General features: G+C 68.1%; 23 protein-coding genes and 2 pseudogenes. 12 read left to right on the forward strand and 13 right to left on the reverse strand.

What is annotated here, in order from left to right; genetic code table 11:
- Window positions 1-273: 273 nt before the first annotated feature.
- Complete coding sequence (locus ACH45E_RS07195; RefSeq protein WP_361457838.1) at window positions 274-399, forward strand: hypothetical protein; 126 nt, start codon at window positions 274-276, stop codon at window positions 397-399.
- A gap of 197 nt (window positions 400-596) precedes the next feature.
- On the opposite strand, the gene ACH45E_RS07200 is transcribed toward ACH45E_RS07195, so the two are convergent.
- The 5 genes and pseudogenes from ACH45E_RS07200 to ACH45E_RS07220 form a co-directional block, all read right to left on the reverse strand.
- Complete coding sequence (locus tag ACH45E_RS07200; RefSeq protein ID WP_361457835.1) at window positions 597-770, reverse strand: hypothetical protein; 174 nt, start codon at window positions 768-770, stop codon at window positions 597-599.
- Between the two features lie 313 nt (window positions 771-1,083).
- On the reverse strand, window positions 1,084-1,743 hold the full coding sequence (locus tag ACH45E_RS07205; protein WP_361457832.1) for a GNAT family protein: 660 nt from the start codon (window positions 1,741-1,743) through the stop codon (window positions 1,084-1,086).
- A gap of 131 nt (window positions 1,744-1,874) precedes the next feature.
- Window positions 1,875-2,648 (reverse strand): annotated as a pseudogene (locus tag ACH45E_RS07210) (ExeA family protein).
- 31 nt (window positions 2,649-2,679) lie between these two features.
- Entirely contained in the window at window positions 2,680-2,838 is a 159-nt protein-coding gene (locus ACH45E_RS07215; RefSeq protein WP_361457829.1) for a hypothetical protein, read from the reverse strand.
- Window positions 2,835-4,091, reverse strand: a complete 1,257-nt coding sequence (locus ACH45E_RS07220) for a DDE-type integrase/transposase/recombinase (RefSeq protein WP_361457826.1) — start codon at window positions 4,089-4,091, stop codon at window positions 2,835-2,837. The genes ACH45E_RS07215 and ACH45E_RS07220 overlap by 4 nt, the downstream gene beginning before the upstream one ends.
- A gap of 198 nt (window positions 4,092-4,289) precedes the next feature.
- Between ACH45E_RS07220 and ACH45E_RS07225 the strand changes: the two are divergent.
- Window positions 4,290-4,583, forward strand: a pseudogene (locus ACH45E_RS07225) (transposase); the annotation flags it as partial.
- Between the two features lie 5 nt (window positions 4,584-4,588).
- Here the strand turns inward: ACH45E_RS07225 and ACH45E_RS07230 are convergent.
- Together ACH45E_RS07230 and ACH45E_RS07235 are read right to left on the reverse strand one after the other, a co-directional pair.
- Complete coding sequence (locus tag ACH45E_RS07230) at window positions 4,589-4,990, reverse strand: DUF6896 domain-containing protein (protein WP_361457823.1); 402 nt, start codon at window positions 4,988-4,990, stop codon at window positions 4,589-4,591.
- Window positions 4,991-5,171: 181 nt separating this feature from the next.
- On the reverse strand, window positions 5,172-5,558 hold the full coding sequence (locus ACH45E_RS07235; protein ID WP_361457820.1) for a DUF4267 domain-containing protein: 387 nt from the start codon (window positions 5,556-5,558) through the stop codon (window positions 5,172-5,174).
- 114 nt (window positions 5,559-5,672) lie between these two features.
- Between ACH45E_RS07235 and ACH45E_RS07240 the strand changes: the two genes are divergently transcribed.
- Together ACH45E_RS07240 and ACH45E_RS07245 are read left to right on the forward strand one after the other, a co-directional pair.
- Window positions 5,673-6,308 carry a TetR/AcrR family transcriptional regulator gene (locus ACH45E_RS07240; RefSeq protein WP_361457817.1) on the forward strand — a complete coding sequence of 212 codons (636 nt, stop codon included), beginning with the start codon at window positions 5,673-5,675 and terminating at the stop codon, window positions 6,306-6,308.
- A gap of 171 nt (window positions 6,309-6,479) precedes the next feature.
- The gene (locus ACH45E_RS07245; RefSeq protein WP_361457814.1) at window positions 6,480-6,722 is read left to right on the forward strand and encodes a DUF6207 family protein; all 243 of its coding nucleotides are present in this window, start codon (window positions 6,480-6,482) and stop codon (window positions 6,720-6,722) included.
- Between the two features lie 1,120 nt (window positions 6,723-7,842).
- Here ACH45E_RS07245 and ACH45E_RS07250 read toward each other — a convergent pair.
- Complete coding sequence (locus ACH45E_RS07250; protein WP_361457811.1) at window positions 7,843-8,442, reverse strand: SDR family NAD(P)-dependent oxidoreductase; 600 nt, start codon at window positions 8,440-8,442, stop codon at window positions 7,843-7,845.
- A gap of 747 nt (window positions 8,443-9,189) precedes the next feature.
- Here ACH45E_RS07250 and ACH45E_RS07255 point away from each other — a divergent pair.
- Window positions 9,190-9,588: a nuclear transport factor 2 family protein gene (locus tag ACH45E_RS07255; protein ID WP_361454819.1), complete on the forward strand. Its 399-nt coding sequence runs from the start codon at window positions 9,190-9,192 to the stop codon at window positions 9,586-9,588.
- Window positions 9,589-9,616: 28 nt separating this feature from the next.
- Here ACH45E_RS07255 and ACH45E_RS07260 read toward each other — a convergent pair whose 3' ends face one another.
- Window positions 9,617-9,778 carry a hypothetical protein gene (locus ACH45E_RS07260; RefSeq protein ID WP_361454822.1) on the reverse strand — a complete coding sequence of 54 codons (162 nt, stop codon included), beginning with the start codon at window positions 9,776-9,778 and terminating at the stop codon, window positions 9,617-9,619.
- A gap of 104 nt (window positions 9,779-9,882) precedes the next feature.
- Between ACH45E_RS07260 and ACH45E_RS07265 the strand changes: the two genes are divergently transcribed.
- Window positions 9,883-10,749 carry an alpha/beta hydrolase gene (locus ACH45E_RS07265; RefSeq protein WP_361454824.1) on the forward strand — a complete coding sequence of 289 codons (867 nt, stop codon included), beginning with the start codon at window positions 9,883-9,885 and terminating at the stop codon, window positions 10,747-10,749.
- 421 nt (window positions 10,750-11,170) lie between these two features.
- Here the strand turns inward: ACH45E_RS07265 and ACH45E_RS07270 are convergent, their stop codons facing one another.
- The gene (locus ACH45E_RS07270; RefSeq protein WP_361454827.1) at window positions 11,171-12,019 is read right to left on the reverse strand and encodes an alpha/beta hydrolase-fold protein; all 849 of its coding nucleotides are present in this window, start codon (window positions 12,017-12,019) and stop codon (window positions 11,171-11,173) included.
- Window positions 12,020-12,262: 243 nt separating this feature from the next.
- Between ACH45E_RS07270 and ACH45E_RS07275 the strand changes: the two genes are divergently transcribed.
- From ACH45E_RS07275 to ACH45E_RS07285, 3 genes are all read left to right on the forward strand, one after another.
- Window positions 12,263-12,400, forward strand: a complete 138-nt coding sequence (locus ACH45E_RS07275; protein ID WP_361454830.1) for a hypothetical protein — start codon at window positions 12,263-12,265, stop codon at window positions 12,398-12,400.
- A 296-nt stretch (window positions 12,401-12,696) separates the two neighbouring features.
- Window positions 12,697-12,861 carry a hypothetical protein gene (locus ACH45E_RS07280; RefSeq protein ID WP_361454833.1) on the forward strand — a complete coding sequence of 55 codons (165 nt, stop codon included), beginning with the start codon at window positions 12,697-12,699 and terminating at the stop codon, window positions 12,859-12,861.
- Window positions 12,862-13,292: 431 nt separating this feature from the next.
- Window positions 13,293-13,724 carry a peptidase M23 gene (locus ACH45E_RS07285; protein WP_361454836.1) on the forward strand — a complete coding sequence of 144 codons (432 nt, stop codon included), beginning with the start codon at window positions 13,293-13,295 and terminating at the stop codon, window positions 13,722-13,724.
- 236 nt (window positions 13,725-13,960) lie between these two features.
- On the opposite strand, the gene ACH45E_RS07290 is transcribed toward ACH45E_RS07285, so the two are convergent.
- The 3 genes from ACH45E_RS07290 to ACH45E_RS07300 form a co-directional block, all read right to left on the reverse strand.
- Window positions 13,961-14,884, reverse strand: coding sequence for an NADP-dependent oxidoreductase (locus ACH45E_RS07290; protein ID WP_361454839.1), 924 nt, complete (start codon window positions 14,882-14,884; stop codon window positions 13,961-13,963).
- A gap of 106 nt (window positions 14,885-14,990) precedes the next feature.
- Entirely contained in the window at window positions 14,991-15,386 is a 396-nt protein-coding gene (locus tag ACH45E_RS07295; RefSeq protein WP_361454842.1) for a MerR family transcriptional regulator, read from the reverse strand.
- A gap of 198 nt (window positions 15,387-15,584) precedes the next feature.
- Window positions 15,585-16,046 (reverse strand): hypothetical protein, encoded by a 462-nt coding sequence (locus ACH45E_RS07300; protein ID WP_361454845.1) that lies wholly within the window; start codon window positions 16,044-16,046, stop codon window positions 15,585-15,587.
- Window positions 16,047-16,414: 368 nt separating this feature from the next.
- Between ACH45E_RS07300 and ACH45E_RS07305 the strand changes: the two genes are divergently transcribed.
- From ACH45E_RS07305 to ACH45E_RS07315, 3 genes are all read left to right on the forward strand, one after another.
- Window positions 16,415-17,842, forward strand: coding sequence for an FG-GAP repeat protein (locus ACH45E_RS07305; RefSeq protein WP_361454848.1), 1,428 nt, complete (start codon window positions 16,415-16,417; stop codon window positions 17,840-17,842).
- Window positions 17,843-17,957: 115 nt separating this feature from the next.
- Window positions 17,958-18,242: a hypothetical protein gene (locus ACH45E_RS07310; RefSeq protein WP_361454851.1), complete on the forward strand. Its 285-nt coding sequence runs from the start codon at window positions 17,958-17,960 to the stop codon at window positions 18,240-18,242.
- A gap of 46 nt (window positions 18,243-18,288) precedes the next feature.
- Window positions 18,289-18,615 (forward strand): ATP-binding cassette domain-containing protein, encoded by a 327-nt coding sequence (locus ACH45E_RS07315; protein ID WP_361454854.1) that lies wholly within the window; start codon window positions 18,289-18,291, stop codon window positions 18,613-18,615.
- Window positions 18,616-18,667: the final 52 nt, after the last annotated feature.

Here is an 18,667-nt window from a genome sequence, read left to right on the forward strand (position 1 = left end):
GGAACTCCGCACCCGGGCACCGGCCTCCGCGCGCCGCCCCCGACACAGCGCGATTCCCACGAGCCAGCATCAGACAACGATCGGGGTGACGAGCTCCGTGCACCACACTTGTCGCATCCACCAAAGCACCCCGGACCGGACCGCCCCTGAACTGCGGAAACTCCAGCCACATACTCGGGACGCCCAGGAGAAACACAGGCGACTTCGACTGCTCCGGCGAGGACATCGAGCGGGACTGGGTGGCGCACGGGCTGTTGGAGCCACACCAAGCGGGTGCTGCTGACCTACGAGCAGGTGCGCGCCTACGAACTGCCCGCGACCGAGGGCAAGCGCGGCGATCCGGGGTGGCCGGCCTTCGCCCGCCGCTACGGCTTCGACCCCCGCCGCCCGGTGCAGTAGGAGGCGAAGGCGCTGGAGCCGGCCGAACTCCGGCGCCGGGCCCTCGCCGCCGTCGACCCGTACGCCGACCGCGACGTCCTCGCCCGGCAGATCGACCGCGAGGAAGAGCGACGCCGCGCCCTGGCCGCCTTCCTGGACGGCTGGGACGCGGCGGGGCGGAGGAGCACGGTCGTAGCGCTGGACGGGCGCCCGCAGACTCAGGCGGGGTGCCGGTGCGCGGTGCGGGCGTATCGCAGCACGCTGTCGAGACACCAGCCGAGGTGCCGGACGACCGCGGCTGACGCGCCCGACCCCATGCGAGGAGGCCCTGCACCGTGCTCCTGCCGCTGGTGCAGGGCCTCCTCCCCGTACGTCCGCGGTGGATCCGCCATTCCCGCACACGCTGTCATGTCCCATGCTTCGCGCTCCTGGTGCGACGCCTCACCCCCTGTATCTGCGGATGGCTTGCAGCTGTGGTGCGGTGGTTTCCTGCGCGAACACGAAAAAGATTCGCTCTTTCGAGTGAAGAGGGTGTTGCCCGGCGTTGAAAACGCCCATGAAGGCGGCATTCACGATGCCGACGAACGGTGACGGCGATGCCCCGCCGGCGGAGATTCCGGCGGGGCGGTCGTCGGCAGGGTGTCGTTCTCATCGGCGAGGTGCCGCTGTCGGCGTCGCCGCCGGCCGTGTCGAGGATGATCGGACTCAGGTGGGGGCAGGCAGATCGGCTCCCGGTTGCATGCGGGCCAAGATGCATGCGATCCGCTGTTCGAGCCTTGCTCGGCACTCCGGCCACTCCGCTGCGGTGATGGAGAAGATCGCAGAGTCACGGAGCTGGCCGTCTTCGCCCGGCGCCCAGGAACGGGACCAGTTCCGCAACACGCCCTCGAAGCGTGCGCCCACCCCTTCGATCGCGGCCCTTGAACGGCTGTTGCGTGCGTCCGTCTTGAGGTCGACGCGCGCCACCTCCCAGTTCTCGAACGCGTGCCGGAACAGCAGGTGCTTGGCCTCGGTGTTCACGCCCGTGCCCTGGGCTGATGCCGTGAGCCAGGTGAAACCGACCTCGATCGCGCACAGACCGCTTCTTGTCGGCCACGGCCGCGGATCCCAGTAGGCCGTGGCCCCGACCGCCCGACCCGAGGTCCGATCCACCTGCGCGTAGGGGGCCAGCTTCCCGGCAGCGGCTCGGGCAAGCTGTGCATCGATATACCCCTCAACCTCGGCTGCCGTAGGTACCCACGTGAACCGATATGAGCTCCGGTCTTCTTCTGCGGCTGCGGCCAAGTCCGCCGCATGGCGGTGTTCCAGCGGCTCCAGGCGCACGAGCGTGCCTTCCAGAACCGGTCCCTCAAGCGTGAAACTCATTGACTATCCATCAAGTGTCGGCACGATTGATCGTGTCCAGGCGCCAGGCCCAGGCCCGCAGCGTTCCAGAGCCTTCGCGGCATGTCGCGCGAATTCGGCGCGGAGCAAGGTCGGAACACTGAAATGTGAGGTCAGTCGCCGACCACCTCGCTCACGGCGGCGCGGGCGGCGGCTGCGTCGACGAGGTTCTTGCCGGTGGCGAACGCGGCGACCAGGGCCTGCAGGGAGAGGTTGTTGACTGCCCGCGGGTAGCCGCGCGAGGTCGTGTGGATCAGCGTGAGGGCATCCTCGGTGAACAGCTGATCAGGACGCCCGGCGATCTTCAGGTGGTGGGCGACGTAGCTGGTCGTCTCGGTCGAGGTCATGCCCGGCATGGTGTAGCGCAGGGCGGTCCGCTGTTCGAGTGCCGCCAGGACGGCGAGTTTCATGGTGCGTCTGAGGGTGGGCCGGCCCACCAGCAGGCAGGACAGCGGGGAGTCCTGGTCCATGCCCTGATTGGTGAGCATGCGGACGGTCTCCAACTGTTCATAGGACATCAGGTGGGCCTCGTCGATGACGAGGACAGGGGTGCGTCCGCGTTCCTCGCGCTCGGACAGCAGGGCCTTGGTCGTCTGGACGGTCAGCCGCTAGCCGAGGTGGGCGGGCGTCTGGCCGAAGACGTTGACGATCTCCTCGTGGATGCCGCGGACCCCGATCATCGGGTCGGCGATGTAGACGACGGTGTACTTCGACGGGTCCAGTGTGTCCAGGCAGGTGCGGACCGAGACGGTCTTGCCGGCGCCGACCTCACCGGTGACCACGCCGATGGAGCGTTCGGCGATGCACCAGGAGATGCGGGCGACGGCCTGATTGTGGGAGTCGTGGCGGTGCAGCATGCCGGGCGCCAGGTTGCGGCCGAAGGGCATGCGCTCGAACCCGTAGTGGGCCTGCAGTTTCTCAATCACGCGAGTCTCCTGGGAGTTGGCGGGCCGGGGGCTGGCTGAGGTCGACGGCGTGGGCGGGCGGTCCGGCCAGCGCCGCGTAGTTGATCTTCTGTCCGAGGTGGTTGGAGTGTGCGTTGTCGACCAGGTGGAGGCAGTCGATGCCGGTGGTCACCTTGGGTTCCTCGGCGGGGACTTCGGGCCCGGCCTTGGGATGGGAGTGCCGCTCGATCTGGAACGGGGTGCGGTGTCCGCGTCCTTGCTGTCGAGGCGGACCCGCAGGAAGGTCAGGTCGAAGGGGTCGAAGACCAGCTCGACCTTGTGGCCGACCAGTTCGGGTTCGACCTGGTAGCGGTTGCCGTGCAGGGAGACGGTCGAGGGCTTGGCGACTCGGCGGTGTTCTGACCAGCGGAAGGCTTCGGCGAGGTCGGCGGGCCGGGGGACGGGGAAGGGGGCGCCGGCCATCCACCGCTGGAGTGGTTCCTGCTTGGTCTCGCTGTGGACACGGCGGTGGTAGATGTTCTCGACCCACGCGGTGCACAGGCGGTTCATCTCCGCGAGGTCATTGATCTCGCGGCCGACGTCGCCCTTGTCGGAGGCGATCTCGACGGTGAACTCGCCGTTGACGGTGCGGAAGAACCTCTCAATCTTCCCGCGTCCCTCGGGGCCGGGGGCGGAGTGAACCAGCTTGACGCCGAGTTTCGCGCAGGCCCTCAGCAGCCAGGAGTCGACGAAGGCACTTCCGTTGTCAACGTAGATGTACTGCGGGACACCGCGGGCGGCCAAGGCCGGACGCAGGGCGGCGGCCAGGCGGACGGTGTCCTCCGCGAACCCCCAGCGGTGTCCGACCACCGCCCGTGAATGGTCGTCCAGGAACGCGAACAAGTACGTCTTGCGGCCGTCGATCCGCGGCCCGTGCAGCGCGTCACCCACCCACAACTCGTTGGGCCGGTCGGCCTCGAACCGGCCGAGGGCGTCGGTGGGCCTGGCCGTCCTGAGCGCGACCAGGCCGGTGCGGTGGAACATCCGCTGCAGGGTGCGTTCGTCCGGCGCCCAGCCCAGCTGGGCCCGCAGAATCCTCCTGACCTGCGCGGCCGTGCGGTCCGGGTTCTCCTTCTTCAGCGCCATCGTCAGCTCCACCACCTCGGGCGGGGTGCGGGGCTGGGACTGGCGCGGTGAGGGCACCAGCGCGTCGAACCCGCCCTGGCGCCACTCCAGGATCCACCGGTCCAGCGTCCACCGGGTGACGCGCACCGGCCGGCCGTCGGCGTCGATGTGCTCCTGCTGGGCCAGCTTGCGCACCAGAGCACCGCGCTGCCGGCTGGTCAGGCCCGGGTCGGCGGCCTCACGGATGAGCATGTAGCGGAACAGACCGATCCGCCGGGCTCTCTCCGTCCGGGCTGCCTCGTCGTCATCTCTCTTGGGCACGTCCACCTTCCTGATGTCTCGTCACGGGCATGGGCCCGCCGAGGCTCTCAGGAACAATGCGCCAAAGATCAGAGGCAGTCGGTGTTGATCGGCGATCAAGGCCAGCTCGGCGACAGCAGCTGGCCCCGGCTCGCCGCGGAGGCCAGCTGCCACGGCGACACCTCGCCGACGTCCACCCAGCGAGAGGCTGCGGCCCTCCGGGGACGCCCCCGCCGAAGGCCCCGGCGCCTGTACGCCGACCGGGGCTACGACTTCGACAAGTACCGCCGCCTGCTACGCAAGCGCGGCATCAAACCCCTGATCGCCCGACGCGGCGTCGCCCACGGCTCCGGACTGGGCAAGGTGCGCTGGGCGGTCGAGCGTGCCTTCGCCTGGCTGCACCAGTTCAAACGGCTCCGCATCCGCTACGAACGACGCGCTGATCTCCATCAGGGCCTGCTCGAACTGGCCTGCAGCCTCGTATGTCTCCTCCGCCTACGAAGCTCGTCTTGAAGCAATCAGTCGGCTACGCTGAACCACCCTGGCCGAACCTCGGTCAGAAGCGGTTGCAGCGATCGAACTGCGGACCGCATGTCCTGATCCGTGACGTCAACAGGCTCCGGCAGGCTCAGCCCGTACCTGCGCAGCCGCCAGAAGTCGAAGACTTCGCTCCCGTCGGCTGCGAAGTCCACATCGACCTCAGTGCCGTTGTCGCTGACGAAGCGGCACCCTGCTCCATGAACCTCGTAGGAGTAGGTGCCGATGTGATCACTCCGGCTGATTCGGCGTGAACGGGACAGGCCGACGACGTCCGCCAGTCGCTCAAGCGAGGGGATCGCCACCCTCATGGCCTCATCAATCGCGTTCAGAGCGCGGACGTAACCGAGCACGATGTCTCGCGCAATCCCAACCCGTTCCATACGGCGTCATGCCCCCTTAGCCCATGACTGAAGGGATTGTTCCATGCGGCCGCCAGCGCCTCCGTAGGACGGCATTCTGAAACGATCAGGCGTGCCTCTGGCTGAGTGTCGCTGTGCGTTGGACTGAGCTGGTCTCGTGAGATCGGTTGGCGCCCCTGCGGGAGATGGTCGGGGGTCGGGGTCAGGAGAGCAGCAGTACGGTGCCGGTGGCGGCCATGACGGCGGTGGTGCCGCCGTGGATGCCGTAGTACGCCTTGGCGGGTCCGCCGCTGAGCTTGGTGATGATTGCGTCTCCGAGCGTGACGAGTGAGCCGGCCAGCATCATCCAGCCGTGCAGGTGCGTGCCTGCGCCGAGCAGCGCGATCAGAAGGAAGAGGCCGTAGCCGATGTCGCGGCCGGCCAGGACGGAGAACCAGGCACGGAAGGCGGGGTCCTCGGTGCGGGTGCCGGGGATGCCGAACTCTGTCGCAACCTGCGGGACCCACAGGTTTCGGAGGCCGACGAGGATGATCCCGACGGCGATCGCCCAGGTGATCACGGTGGCGGCGGTGGTGACGGCGGTGGGCATGGCAGGTGTTCCCCTCTCGTGACGGCGCCGACCCCGTGCCGTGCGCCGCTCGTTCTGCTAGCAATGCTAGGCATAGCATTGCTCTCATGTCTAGCAGTGCTAGAATCTCGTCTCGTGTCCTCCACCAGCAATCGCCGCGAGCGGGAGCGCGCCCAGCGCCACCGCCTGATCCTCACCGTGGCACGCGAGTTGGCCGAGGCCGAGAGCTGGGACGCGGTCACCACCCGCCGCCTCGCCGAACGCGTGGAATACAGCCAACCCGTCCTCTACAGCCACTTCAAGGACAAGGACGCCATCGTCGCGGCCGTCGCCGAAGAGGGCTTCACCGAACTGGCCATACTGCTGCGCCGTGCCCGCACTGCCGCCCGGGGAAGGGACCCGCAACGCGGCCCGCGCGCTGTGTGCCGGGCCTACCTCCGCTTCGCCGTCGAACACCCGGCCCTCTACCAGGCCATGTTCGTGATGCCCACGCAGCTGAAGTTCGCCAGCGACGACACACCGCCGGCGCTGCTCGCAGCCTTCGACGCATTCGTGGAGGCACTGCCCCAGGACACCGCCGAACGCGAGGCACGCGCCGAACTGCTCTGGGCCGCGCTCCACGGCATCTGCGCCCTGTCGGCCACCGGCCGCGTCGCGGCGCAGGGCGAGAAGACGCGCCTGGACCTACTCATCAACGGAATCGCCCCGAAAGACTCCAGATCAACGCCTTCGGGCGGTCAGAGCAACGCAGCGAGTCTGTCCCACCCCTGAGCACTGGAGCCGGCGAAGGCTCCCAGCGGCCGGACAGGTACCCCTTTGAGCGGGGTGCTGCCCTGCAGTGCATTCGCCTCTGGGTCACCCGACCCCTGCCCGGTGCCTTCGCCCGGGTGAACTTCCCCGGTACTGGCGAACCGACGTCACTGCTCCCGCGTCGACCAGAGCATGAAGCCGATCAGGGACGGACACGTCGCGGAACCGGGGCTTGTCGTCGTCGACGTCGCGGCCGCGGACGACGCCACCGCTTTCGCTTTCCCAGAGGCGCTCGCCCGCCTCTGGGCGACCGCGACTGGAGACCGGCCAACCAGGGTGCCCGGTGACCCGGGTGTACGGCTGCGCTGCTACCTCGATCTGCGCCAGGAGCTCCCCGCGGTGGCCGGCCCGACCACGAAGCCGACCACGGTGTAGAGAAGGCTCATGACGAGGTGGCGTCCTCGCCGAACGGCGGTACCTGCGTTACGTCGACGTAGTGCGGATGCGGTGGGGCCGGGCGGGGTGCCGCCACCGCCCGGTGCTGTCCCGGGCGATGTCGATGGCCACCTCCATCACGACCTCGGGCTGCACCAGGTGGGCCTCGAGTGTGCGCTGTGTTCCCCATCCTGCCGAGAATGTCCATCCCTCCCAGAGGTGCGCTCCTGCCGGTGGGGTCAGCGGGTCGGCCAGGTGGCGGCCGGTGGCCTGGGGGAGTGCGGTGCTTCGGCCGACGTATAGCAGGCGGCCCGCGGCATCGTAGCGGCCCAGCAGCACTGTCCGGGGCGCTGTGAGGGAGCCGGTGACGGCGCCGATGATGGCCTCGGTGGTGACCCGAGGTCGTCGTCGTTGATGAGCCAGCTCAGCAGCGCGCTGAGCAGGCCGGCGACCAGGGCGGCGAGGCTGGCATCCTCCTTGTCGCCGACGACCACTGCCGGCCGCTCGACAACGCCGCAGCGATCCCGGCACAGCGCAAGGCCCGCCGTGAGTACGCGAACCGCGTCAACGCCCTCCCGGCTACAGCGGGAGCGTGATCAATCTCAGCGCCAATCACGGTTCGATTGATCCCCGTGGCCGCTTTCGTAGACATGCGGGGGACCACCCCCACGGGCGCGGGGATGGTCCCGCGGGGGCGACCTGAACAACGTGCCCGGCGTCCTGCTCCCCGCGCCGGCGGGGAGGACTTGTCGAGCGAGTCGATCTGCTTCTCGGCGTGCGGAACACCCTCGCGTTCGCGGGGAGCAGGCGGGCGGGTTCGCCGTCCAGGCTGGGCACAAGGGACCATCCCCGCGGGGGCGGGAAGCAGATGTCAGCTGCGGACACCTGGGCTCCTCGGGGAACCGGTGACAGTTGCATACGAGAGCCCACCAGTACTGAGGCAGGACCAGGACATCGCCCTCGGGCATGGAACTCTTCGATCTGGTGTACGAGAAAGAGCCCGTCGACCGGGCCTTCCTGGAAGCGGTGATCGACAGCGTCGTACTGCCCGTTCTCGGCCACAGGCGCTCCTGAGTACACGCCAGGGGGTCTGCCCATGTGGCCCCCGGCTTGCCGGCGGCTACCAGGGGACCGGTGTTCCGTCCCAGGAGAAGAACGCGCCGGAGGGCCCGTCGTCGGGCAGCATCGCCAGCCGGACGGCACCGGCGGCCGCCTCGGCCGGGTCCCCGCCCGCAGCCGCGGCGGCGGCGTTCAGATCGGTCCGTCGCAGGCCGGGTGCCAGGGCGTTGACCTTGATGCCGTCGTCAGCAAGGCTCTGGGCGTAGAACACGGTCGGAGCGTTCAGGGCCACCTTCGACGAGCGGTAGGAGGCGAAGGCACCCCGGTACCCGGAGTGCTCGCTGGCCGCGGCCGCAAGCGACCCGGTCCCGCTGGAGACGTTCACGATCCTGGGGTGGGCGGAGCGCCGCAGGGCCGGCAGGAGGGCGTTGGTCACCGTGACCACGCCGAAGACGTTCGTCTCATAGACGCGACGGAAGGTATCGGCGTCCTCGTCCTGCGCGCCCCTGCCCTCAGCGGGGGAGACGCCCGCGTTGTTGACCAGGACGTCCAGAGTGTCGATACGGTCCGCCACCGCGGCGATACTCACAGGATCGGTGACATCGAGGACCAGAGGCCTCGCGTCACCGCCGATGTCGGCGACGGCACGTTCCTCCGTCATGGACGCCGGCGCCTGTGCCGGGGCGTGCCCGCTGGCTCCCGTCAGCCGTACTTCAGGCGCTGCCGTCATGAAACTGACGCCCTCGGGGCTTGGACCAGCCGAGGAGGGCTGGACCGGCGGCCCGTCTGACCGATCAGGATGCGATGTCGGTTGCACGACACGCACGGTGCAGGGGTCGACAGGGCTGTTCTGTAGCAGGGGTCGCACACCGGTCCCTTGGGCCAGAAGACCTTGCCCTTCCCGATCCGGCCGCACAGGGCACATGCGCACTCTTCGCGAGGGCGGCATGTGTCGCAGTGGAACGTGCCGAGGCCACCGTTGATGTGGTGTCCGGGGCGGACCCGTTCACAGATGGCGCAGGTCTTTTCGTGTCGCTTGTAGCACCGGTCGCAGGTGTCCCCGTCACCAGCCCAAGCACCTTTTCAGGGGCAAGTAGCTAGGGGGTGTTTCGAAAGTCCTGTGCGGTGCCCGCGGTGTCCGGTGCGTGCTCTCGGCGTGCCGGACGAAAGCCCTCGTACTGGACGTACTTGGGTTTTTGGCCGGTGCGGCGAGAGTGCGTGCCGGGCGCCGTGGGTGCTGTGCGGGACTTTCGAAACACCCCCTAGCGGTGGCCGTCTTGTTCTCTTCCTTCGTCGCAGCGATGGCCTTTTGGCGTCCCCGCGGGACGGCGGCGTTCAGATCGGCTGGGGTTGGGAAGGCGCGGTTGGCAAGGGTCATGCGCCGCAGTCCCATCAGGAAGTCCGCACCATGGCAGACAACGCACAAGCGACAGCCGTCCCCGGCTGGGTCCTGAAGTTCATGGACGCCATCGACACCCTGGAGTTCGGCAAGGGCTTCGCGCCACTGACCGACAGCACCGACATGTACTTCGGCACCGCGCACATCCACGGTGTCGAGGCCATCAAGGAGTTCTTCGTCAAGATCGACGCGCCGCTGGTCATCAGCCATGAGGTACTGGAGTTCTGGACCGCGGGCGACGGCGTCCGTCTGCTGCGCGGTGAGGCGGTCATGGCCAAGAAGAGCGAACCGGAGCGGGTGGTGCGCGCCCCCTTCATGCACATCTTCTACCTCGACCAGGAAGAGCCGGTGCGCATCCGGACGATCCGGGTCACCGCGGGCCCACTGCAGACCGACGCCGTGATGTGACCCGGCTCAGGGCAAGGCCTCCGCGAGGTCACGGCTTGCCGGTCACCGCGCAGAATTCGTCGATGTCGCGGGTGCGGCCCGCGTCCGCGGGGTCGGGACGCCGACGCGTGAGGGGAACGATGCCGGGTTCGAGCAGTTCCAGACCATTGACCAGTGGCCTGCTGTTGAGCAGGTCCAGCGGCGCGTCCATCGGATGCCACTCTCCCTCTGGATCGAATCATTCGACGGGTTGACCCACACCCGTGCTTGCAGGGCGAGGAACCAACCAGAGTACGCATTTCAAAGGGGTCAGATATGAACTCGGTGCACCACCGGACCGCCACTGTCGACGGCTATGAGATCTTCTACCGCGAAGCCGGCCACTCCGACGCCCCCGTGATCGTCCTGCTGCACGGCTACCCGACCAGCTCGTTCATGTTCCGCGAACTCATCCCGCTGCTGGCCGACGACTACCACGTCATCGCGCCGGACCACCTCGGCTTCGGCCACTCCGACGCCCCCCTCGTAGGGGAGTTCACCTACACCTTCGACGCCCTCACCGAACTCACCTCCGGACTGCTCGACCAACTGGGCCTGGACCGCTACGCCCTCTACGTCCAGGACTACGGCGCCCCCATCGGATGGCGCCTCGCGCTCCAGCACCCCGAACGGATCTCCGCCCTCGTCACCCAGAACGGCAACGGCTACGAGGACGGTTTCGTCGAGTCGTTCTGGAGCGACGTCTGGGCCTACGGAGCGAACCCCGGCCCCGACACCGAACCCGCCGTCCGCGCCGCGCTGGGCGTCGACGCCATCCGCTGGCAGTACCTGCACGGCGTGCCCGACCCGAGCCTGGTCAGCCCGGACACCTGGGAGCACGACTTCGCCCTCGTCTCCCGCGAGGGCAACGACGAGGTCCAGCTGGCGCTGTTCCGCGACTACCAGAACAACCGCCCGCTCTACCCGCTGCTGCACGAATTCCTACGCACCAGCGAGGTCCCGGTGCTCGCCGTGTGGGGCCACAACGACGAAATCTTCGGCCCGGCGGGCGCGCGGGCCTTCGCCCGCGACGCCAAGGACGCGGAGGTGCACCTGATCAACGGCGGTCACTTCCTGCTGGAGAGCCACCTGGACGTCGTCACGGGTTACCTGCGCGGCTTCCTCGGACGGGTGCTGGGATAAGCAGGGTCGGGGACTGGAAACATGTGAGGATCCAAACCAGCGAAGCGACCTGTTGTCGGCATACACGTCTGTGTGTTCAGTCAGGTACGGCCGTACCTACACATGAGGCTGTACGCCCTGGCGATGGCTTCCCGGATGGGTGAGCGTCGAGCGGGGTCGAGATCAGGGCCTGCCGATACGGGGGTAGGCGCCGCCAGCGGGTGCCGACCTGTCGGCGATGCATGGCGAGTTGCTCGGTCAGGAAGCGCAAGGGTGAGCTGGACAGGTCGATCGCGGATGGGTAGGCAGGCACGACGACGCTCCTGGTCAAGCGAGTGATCTGGGCTGTGAACTCGCCTACCGAGAGGTTCACGCCTTTATGCGGCCAGGGTGCAGCCCACCTCACCGCAGCCGGCGCCAGGTTGGGCGATGCATATATCGATCAATCCTCGTTGGGCCGCCACAGCCAGCGCAGAGCGTCCGGCAGCAGGACCCCGCCGTGGTTGGGGCTGTGTCCGCCGTCTCCCAGGACAAGGCGGAAGTCGTAGCCCGCTTCAGCGAGAGCGGCTGCCACGCGCAGGTTTTCGGCGAGCCAGTTCCACCGTGGTGCATTCCAGTGCAGGTCGCGGTGGCCGCCTTGCATGAAGATGCGCAGCGGCTTGCGGGGGACGCGGGAGATGAGGTCTGGGTAGGGATTGCCATCCGGCATCTGCGCGAAGCTGGACAGGTATCCAATGACGTGGCGGAACTTGTCCGGACGCAGCCACGCGGCTGTAAAGGCGCAGTTGCCGCCGCTGCTCCCGCCACAGATGCCCCACTGTTCGGGCGACTGGGCGATGGCATAGCGCTCCGCAACCTGCGGGATGATCTCGGTGAGGAGGAAGGTGACGTACTGGTCGTCGAAGGCGTCGTACTCGTTGTTGCGGTTCTTCGGATTCTCCGCGTTGGGGAAGACGCCAGGATCGACGAACACGCCGATGGTGACGGGGATGACGCCGCGGTGAATGAGGTTGTCCAGGACGATCGCGCCGCGTACCTCCCCTGCGGGGTCCAGGTACCACCATCCGTCCTGGAACACCAGCAAGGATGCCGGTTCGGCTGGGTCGTACTGTGCAGGCACGTGGATCCAGAACTTCCGGAAGGTTCCGGGGTAGACCTCGCTGCCCCTCCACTCGAACTCGACCGTCTCGCCGGCGGGCACGCCCGGCTGTAGGGCGGAATCGGGGCCAGGGACGTAGCGCACGTCCGACTGGTCGATCGGAAGTGGCTGGTAGGGCATCTCGATGGTCACGGGGAGCAACCGTAGGGCGATCACCACCCTTGGTCGCAAGGGATTTTCATCCAGACGCTCCACCTCGCAGCTTCAGTACGAGGTTGGAAATGGCTGTGTGCCACGAACAAGAGGAGGGGCTCAATGTAGGAGAGCCGCTGCGATTGATGCTGTGCAAGAGATGAGGGATTTGGCCCTTCGGAGCCGCCCTGCGGGGGGAGGCTCCAAACCGCCACATGCTGCGGGAGCGGCGACGCGACCGTGGTGAGCGATGTGGAAAAGCAATTCTTTGAAGTGTCAGGTAGGGATCAGGAAGACGAGCGCGAGCGAATCACTGACGACGTGTCGTTATCCAACTCAAGTGGCATCAAAACCGGGGCGATGGCTTTTGCTTCGGGATGAGTCTGGCGGATTCCCGTTCACCGGCCAGGCGGTGTCCGGCATGGAGGTGACGTGAGCCTGATCTGCTGCTCTTGTACGGAACGTGGGAAGTCATGCCCCGACACTGCATCTCGGTGGGGTGCGAGAGGGAGCGCTCCAAGCGGCGAACACCGTGAGGAGCTGAGTACCGGCGCGGGGCATGTCGGCGGACCGGCCCGTAGTAGTGCTGAAGCCCCTGTAATGGGGGTGGAGCGAAGGGGCCGGGTCACTCGTGACTGTGGGAGTTTGACCAACCGGACGCTCTCCGGGAGGAGCCGATGAACCAGTTGAAGTCACCGGAGAAGTCCTCCCTGATGCGCTGGATCCGCAAGAAGTACAAGCGATTTCGGTCGTTCAAGGCAGCCCACAGGTGCTGGCAGCGCATCACCAGCCGGCATCCCAGGCTCTTCGCCCACTGGGCATGGACACCGTGTTTCTGGTGATCAGAGTGACAAGAGCGGAGTGACGGGAGACTGTCACGCTCCGTTCCGTGGGAGCCCGGGGGTGGACTCCCTCGGGCCACCCGACCAGTGCTGGAGAGGCTCCGTCTCCGTCGGGACGAGCCCGTCGGCCTTGCCCACGACGATCGGGCAAGGCACCCAGGGAGCGGACGGCGACGGGGCCACGCCGGTATGCGCGTCGGCGTGGGGCAACGGATAGGGATGGCGTCTGTCTTTCAGTCACAGCGCGGGACGCATGCGGCATCCACCAGCGCTGACGCCGCCTGACGGGCGGAATCGGGTCAACGTTTCCGTCCGCTCTGTCAGTTCATCCCCACCGGCCCTACGATTCGCATGCTTACGCATCAAGTCGCCGCCTGCTCATCGCTCTTCGCACGTGCCCTCCTTGCATCAGTCACTGACATAGGAGCACCATGCGTCTCAAGAGAATCTCCCTGGCCGCTGCCGCCGTCTCAGCCGCGTCCGTCATGGGTGTCGTCATCCCGGCAGGCTCCGCGAGCGCGGCCCCGGCGCCCACGCCCACCGCGTCCGTGGCACCCGCAACGTCCCGCGCCGCAGCCACCGTGGCGGTGTACGTGTGGGGGACCGACGTGGCCGTCCGTGCTTACGAGTCGGCCAACAACTGCTTGAACCGCCCGTCCACCAGCTGCCGTCTGCTGGGCCGCGTCACTCAGGTCAGCGGTCAGGCCACCTGCCAGAAGCAGGGGCAGTCGGTTACCGCCGAGGGGACCACGAACGACTGGTGGACCTTCCTCGACCCGAACGGATCCGTCCCGGGTGGATGGGTCAGCAACATCTACATCCGGGGCGGACACAAGATCGATGGCGTCCCCGACTGCGCCTGACCGTAGAGCCGCACGGTTGTTGATGTTCGGCGGTTGGTTTTCGGTGGTTGGTGTTTTGGTTTCAGTGGGGGAGCGGGCCTGGTGGCGGCGGGTGGGCGGGTCGTTTGCTGAAGTTGTGGTGCCGGTTTGGCACTTCAACCCCGTACAGGTGAACGTGCTCAGCTGATGATGCGCTGACCACGGGTTCTCGTCAGTCCGCAATGGACGGTCGACAGCGTCAGACGGCCGGGCACTTCTCATGCCACCTTGATGACAACCTTGCCCGAGGTGTGACCGTTCTCGACGGTGGCGAGGGCGGCCGGGGCGTCGGAGAGCGGATGGACCGCGGTGATTACGGGCGCGAGGAGTCCGTCGAGGGCCAGCCGGGCCGACCGCTCCAGGTTCTCGCGGTCGACGCGACGCTCGACGAAACGCCCACCGAGATCGGGCACAGACATATCACCCACAGCGATGACGTTGCGGGGATCCTGGGCCAGCGGAGCGACCGTCCGCAGCGAGGTGCCTCCGGCCAGGTCGACGATCCCGTCGAAGCCGTCCGGAACCAGCTCGCGTGCCGCGGCGGCGACGTCCTCGGCGGTGTAGTCGATGAACCGCACCCCGATGGCCTCGGCGTGATCGCGTTTGGCGGTACTCCCGGTGCCGATCACACGCAGCTCGCGCCCGACAGCCAGCCGGGCGACGGCGAGGCCGACCCCGCCCCCGACTCCGTTGACCAGGACCGTGGCACCGGCCGGGAGGCTGAGCTGGTCGAGCACGTCCACCGCGGTCGTCCCGGCTACTGGCAGCGTTGCCGCCACGGTCGCGGACAGGCCCCCCGGGATGCGTGCGGTGTTCGGCGCGGACAGCACCGTCGTCTCGGCGTAGGTGCCGCCACCGGTGAGTGCGAAGCCGAAGACCGCGTCACCCACCTCGAGCCCGTTGACGTCCTCGCCCCGGGCGAGAACGGTTCCGGCTGCCTCCATGCCCAGTACGCGCGGAAACGGACGCCCGCCGTCGAGCCCGTCGACCAGACCCGAGCGCAGAAGGTGGTCGAGGGGGTTCACGCCGGCGACGTCGACCTGGATCAGCACCTCGCCGCGACCGGGGACGGGGTCGGGACGATCGAAGAACTCCTGCACCTCGGGCCCGCCATACCTGTCGAAACCCCACGCCTGACCCATCTTCCGCCGCCTCTCGTATGACCGCCCCGGTGATTCCGGGCGTTGTCGCCATCCTCACCTCTGACATTGATGTGAAGGGCAACCGGCTGAGATGCAGATCACACCATCAGGCCGACTGCGCCACCGCTTCCGGGGCCGTGGACAGCTCCGCCCGGTGTCGGCTGTTGGCCCTGATCAGCACGTCGAGTGCATCCCGGGTCTCGATCAGGTGCGCGATGTCGGCGTCGATCCGGTCGCGCTCGCGCATCATCGCCGTGAACGTCTCCTCGGCGACGCCCAGGTCACCCGGGATGTCCACACACGGCAGCACAGTCGCGATCACCCTGCTGGACATACCCGCGTCGAACAACTGCCGGATGAGTGACACGCGCTGGACCGCAGCATCGGAATAGTGACGCTGCCCCGCGTCGGAGCGTGAGCTGGTCAGCAGGCCCTGCTCTTCGTAGTACCGCAGTGAGCGCGGACTCACGCCCGTGCGCTTGGACAACTCCCCTATCCGCATCCCTGAGAGCCTACGCCCGCGTGCTCCAGGTGCAGACCGCCGTCGAGCCATGGACGCTCGCGGACACCCCACAGCCGCGGGGTTGTCCTCCCGGTCCCACGGCTGAACACGTTCGTCTGTACACGCCTGAGCACTTTTCTGGCCCTGGCAAGATTTCCATGAAGTCGGTGTATGCCACCGTCCGCCGGTGACGCTCCGTCACGAGGAGCGGCGTCGGAGCAGGGACATGAGGATGACGCGCTGGCGGAGCAGCGGAACCCCGGCGCGGCCAGCCATGATTCTTTCCTGGAGCTTCAGGTCCGTAATGCGGCCTTCGTTGACACCGGAGTTGAACGGAGTGGTGATGCCCTGCACGACGGCGGGCTGGTCCTTGCGGATGGTCTTGGCCAGGCTGGACAAGGCCGGGAGGCCGCAGGTTGCCAGTTGGTCGAGCCAGACCGGCAGCGGAGCGGCGTCGCGGGTGTCGAGCATGGCGGCGAACTGACGTACCAGGTCGTGGGTTCGGTCCAGTTCCGGGCAGGCCTGTTCCAGGAGCGTGGACGCCGGATGCCCGTCGTCCTGATCGGGCCCGAGCGGATCCGGTCCGTGCTGCGCCGGCCATCCCTCGCCAGCCTGCAGAGCAGCATCTTCATCTGGCACCGCCTCACCCCCTGAAGGCACGAGACCCGGACTGCTCCGGCTCGGGGGACCGCGTCCGATGCCGGTACGACTCGGCTGATGGGGTGGTGTCCCGTGCTGTCCTCGATGCGGAGGGCGGTGTCCGATCGGCCAGATGCTCTGGGCCATGGCGCAGAGTCGACCGTGAGGTGTGGTCGCCGCCGTGGTTCCGGTGCGGCCGAAATGCGAGTGTGATGCGGCCGTCAGGTTGCGTCACGCTTCCGGCCTCGGGGGGGGGCTTGCTCAGCGCTCTCTGATCATCGTGTGCGAGGTCCTTCGGGGGCGGCTCCGGGTGCTTCGCGGGGCTGGCTTTACGATGCCCTGACTGCGGCGCACGCCAGGTGCGCCGAGGGGGAGGGGAACTCAGTCTGATGGTGAACAGACATGGTCTGCACGGCGGTTGGCGAGCGGCAGCGCTTCTGGTCGCCGTTGTCGTGGGTGCTCCGCTGGTGTCGGCCGCGCCGGCGGTGGCTGTGCACGGGGCGGTGCCGGGCGACTTCAACGGCGACGGGTACCGTGACGCGGTGTTGCCGGCGCCGGGGGCGAACGTGGCCGGGAAGCGGGGAGCCGGTGCCGTGGTGGTGCTCTACGGATCGAAGGCGGGGCTGTCGACGTCCCGGCGGGCGACGATCACGCAGAACACCGCAGGTGTGCCGGGGACGGCCGAGGCGGACGATGGCTTCGGTGCCGCCACCGCGACGGCCGATCTGAACCGGGACGGCTATGCGGATCTGGTGGTCTCCGCACCGTATGAGGACACCTCCCGCGGTGAGGATGTCGGCACGGTGACCATTTTGTGGGGCAGTAAGAGCGGGCTGACCTCCGGCACGGACCTGCCGGCGACTACGGCCGGTGCGTACTACGGCCTCGACGTGGCAGCGCTCAGTACCGGCCCGGGTGCGAAGACCGAGGTGCTCGTCGCCGGGTACGAGGGGTCAATGGCCTTCACGGGGCCGTTCAGCCGCCATGGCACCTACGGGGAGGCCGTGGAGAACCGGGACACCGCTTCCGTCGGCAGTGTCGCGCTGGGCGATTTCGACCACGCTGGCCTCCCGGACAAGGTGGCCGTCACCGTCCGGCTGAGCGGGCTGAGCGGCGGCGAGGTGTACATCGACCCCGTCATCGGCGGCGCGCAGCAGACGGGCAACGGCCTGATCGCGGCCACCGGGGATGTCAACGGCGACGGATACGCCGATCTCGTGGTGGGAGACCCGGACGAGCCGGACAAGGCCGGAGTGGACGGTGCGCTCGGCGGCCGGGTGCTGCTGTGGTACGGCTCGGCGCGTGGCATCGCGCGGGACGCGAAAGCGGTGCAGCTGACCCAGAACACCCCTGGTGTTCCTGGTGCGAGCGAGAAGGAGGACAGATTCGGCGGTGCCCTCACGGTGGCCGATCTCAACCGTGACGGGCTGGCGGACATCGTGGTCGGCTCACCGATGGAGGACACGGGCCGCAGGAACGCCGGTCAGGTGACGGTCATCCCCGGCCGCCGCGCCGGGGCCCTGGGCGGCGGCGCCTACGCCTTCACTGAGGACACCGCCCACATCCCCGGAGTCGGCGAGGGCGAGGACTCATTCGGCACCACCGTCGCCGTCGGCGACATCAACAAGGACGGCAAACCGGAACTCTTCATCAGCGCCGCGGAGAAGAACAGCTCCACCGGCGCAGTCTGGGTCCTCCCGGGCGGCACCGACGGGCCCACCGCCGAGGGCAGCCGCATGATCACCGCCCCGTCCGTCGGATTCCCGCAGCAAGACAACACCCTCCTGGGCGGCTACGGACTCCTCGGAGTCATCTGAAGCGCGACGCGTTGACGCGGTGCCGGCCAGTCGCCATTGCGTACTGGTTCGCACCGCGTGGCCCTGCGGTGCTGTGCCGGAGAGCCGCGGCCGTGGACAGGCTGCGCCGGCCACCGTGGCGAGTACCGCCACTGACCACGCGGGAACTGGGCTTGAGGAGCGCGGCCTCGCCGACGGCGACCTCTTGCACGCCCACGAAGGCAAGCCCGAGGGAAGCTTCCTGCACCGCCTGCCGGCCGAAACCTGGCACGCACAGGCGGCGCTCGGTGAGGGCGTTGAAGTGGCGGGCAGCGCAGGGGACGACGACCGTGCACCCACTCACGCGATCAGCAACGTCAAGGTGATGCGCAGCCGACGCTGGACGGTTGATCCGCTAGGTAGCGTGACTTGTAGCCGGTGAGCGGCGTGCGGAGCTGGTAGGAGGCGTTGGTGGCGAAGTCGCGCTCGTGGCGCAGGAGTTCGGACAGGCTGCGAAGCATCGCGTTCCCGAGACCGAGCGGGCACGGCTGCGCGCCCGGCACATCGGCGTACTGCTGCAGACCCGCAATCTCCTGCCGCATTTGCGCGTGCGGGACAACGTCCGCCTGCCGCAGCGCGCTGCGGCCCGCAAACGCGTCGCCTCGGCCAAAGAGCTGCTGACCCAGGTGGGCCTCGGCGAACGGATGCATGCGCTGCCCCGGCAGCTGTCCGGTGGCGAGCTGGCCCGGGCCGGGCTGGCCGTGGCGTTGGCCAACGCGCCCGCTGTCCTGCTGGCCGACGAGCCGACCGGCTAACTAGGGTCCGTCTTCAAACGGATCTTGCCCACAGCACGAATGCCGCGAGGGT

Origin of the sequence: Streptomyces sp. NPDC020299 (genome assembly GCF_044387825.1) — a bacterium.
GTDB lineage: Bacteria > Actinomycetota > Actinomycetes > Streptomycetales > Streptomycetaceae > Streptomyces.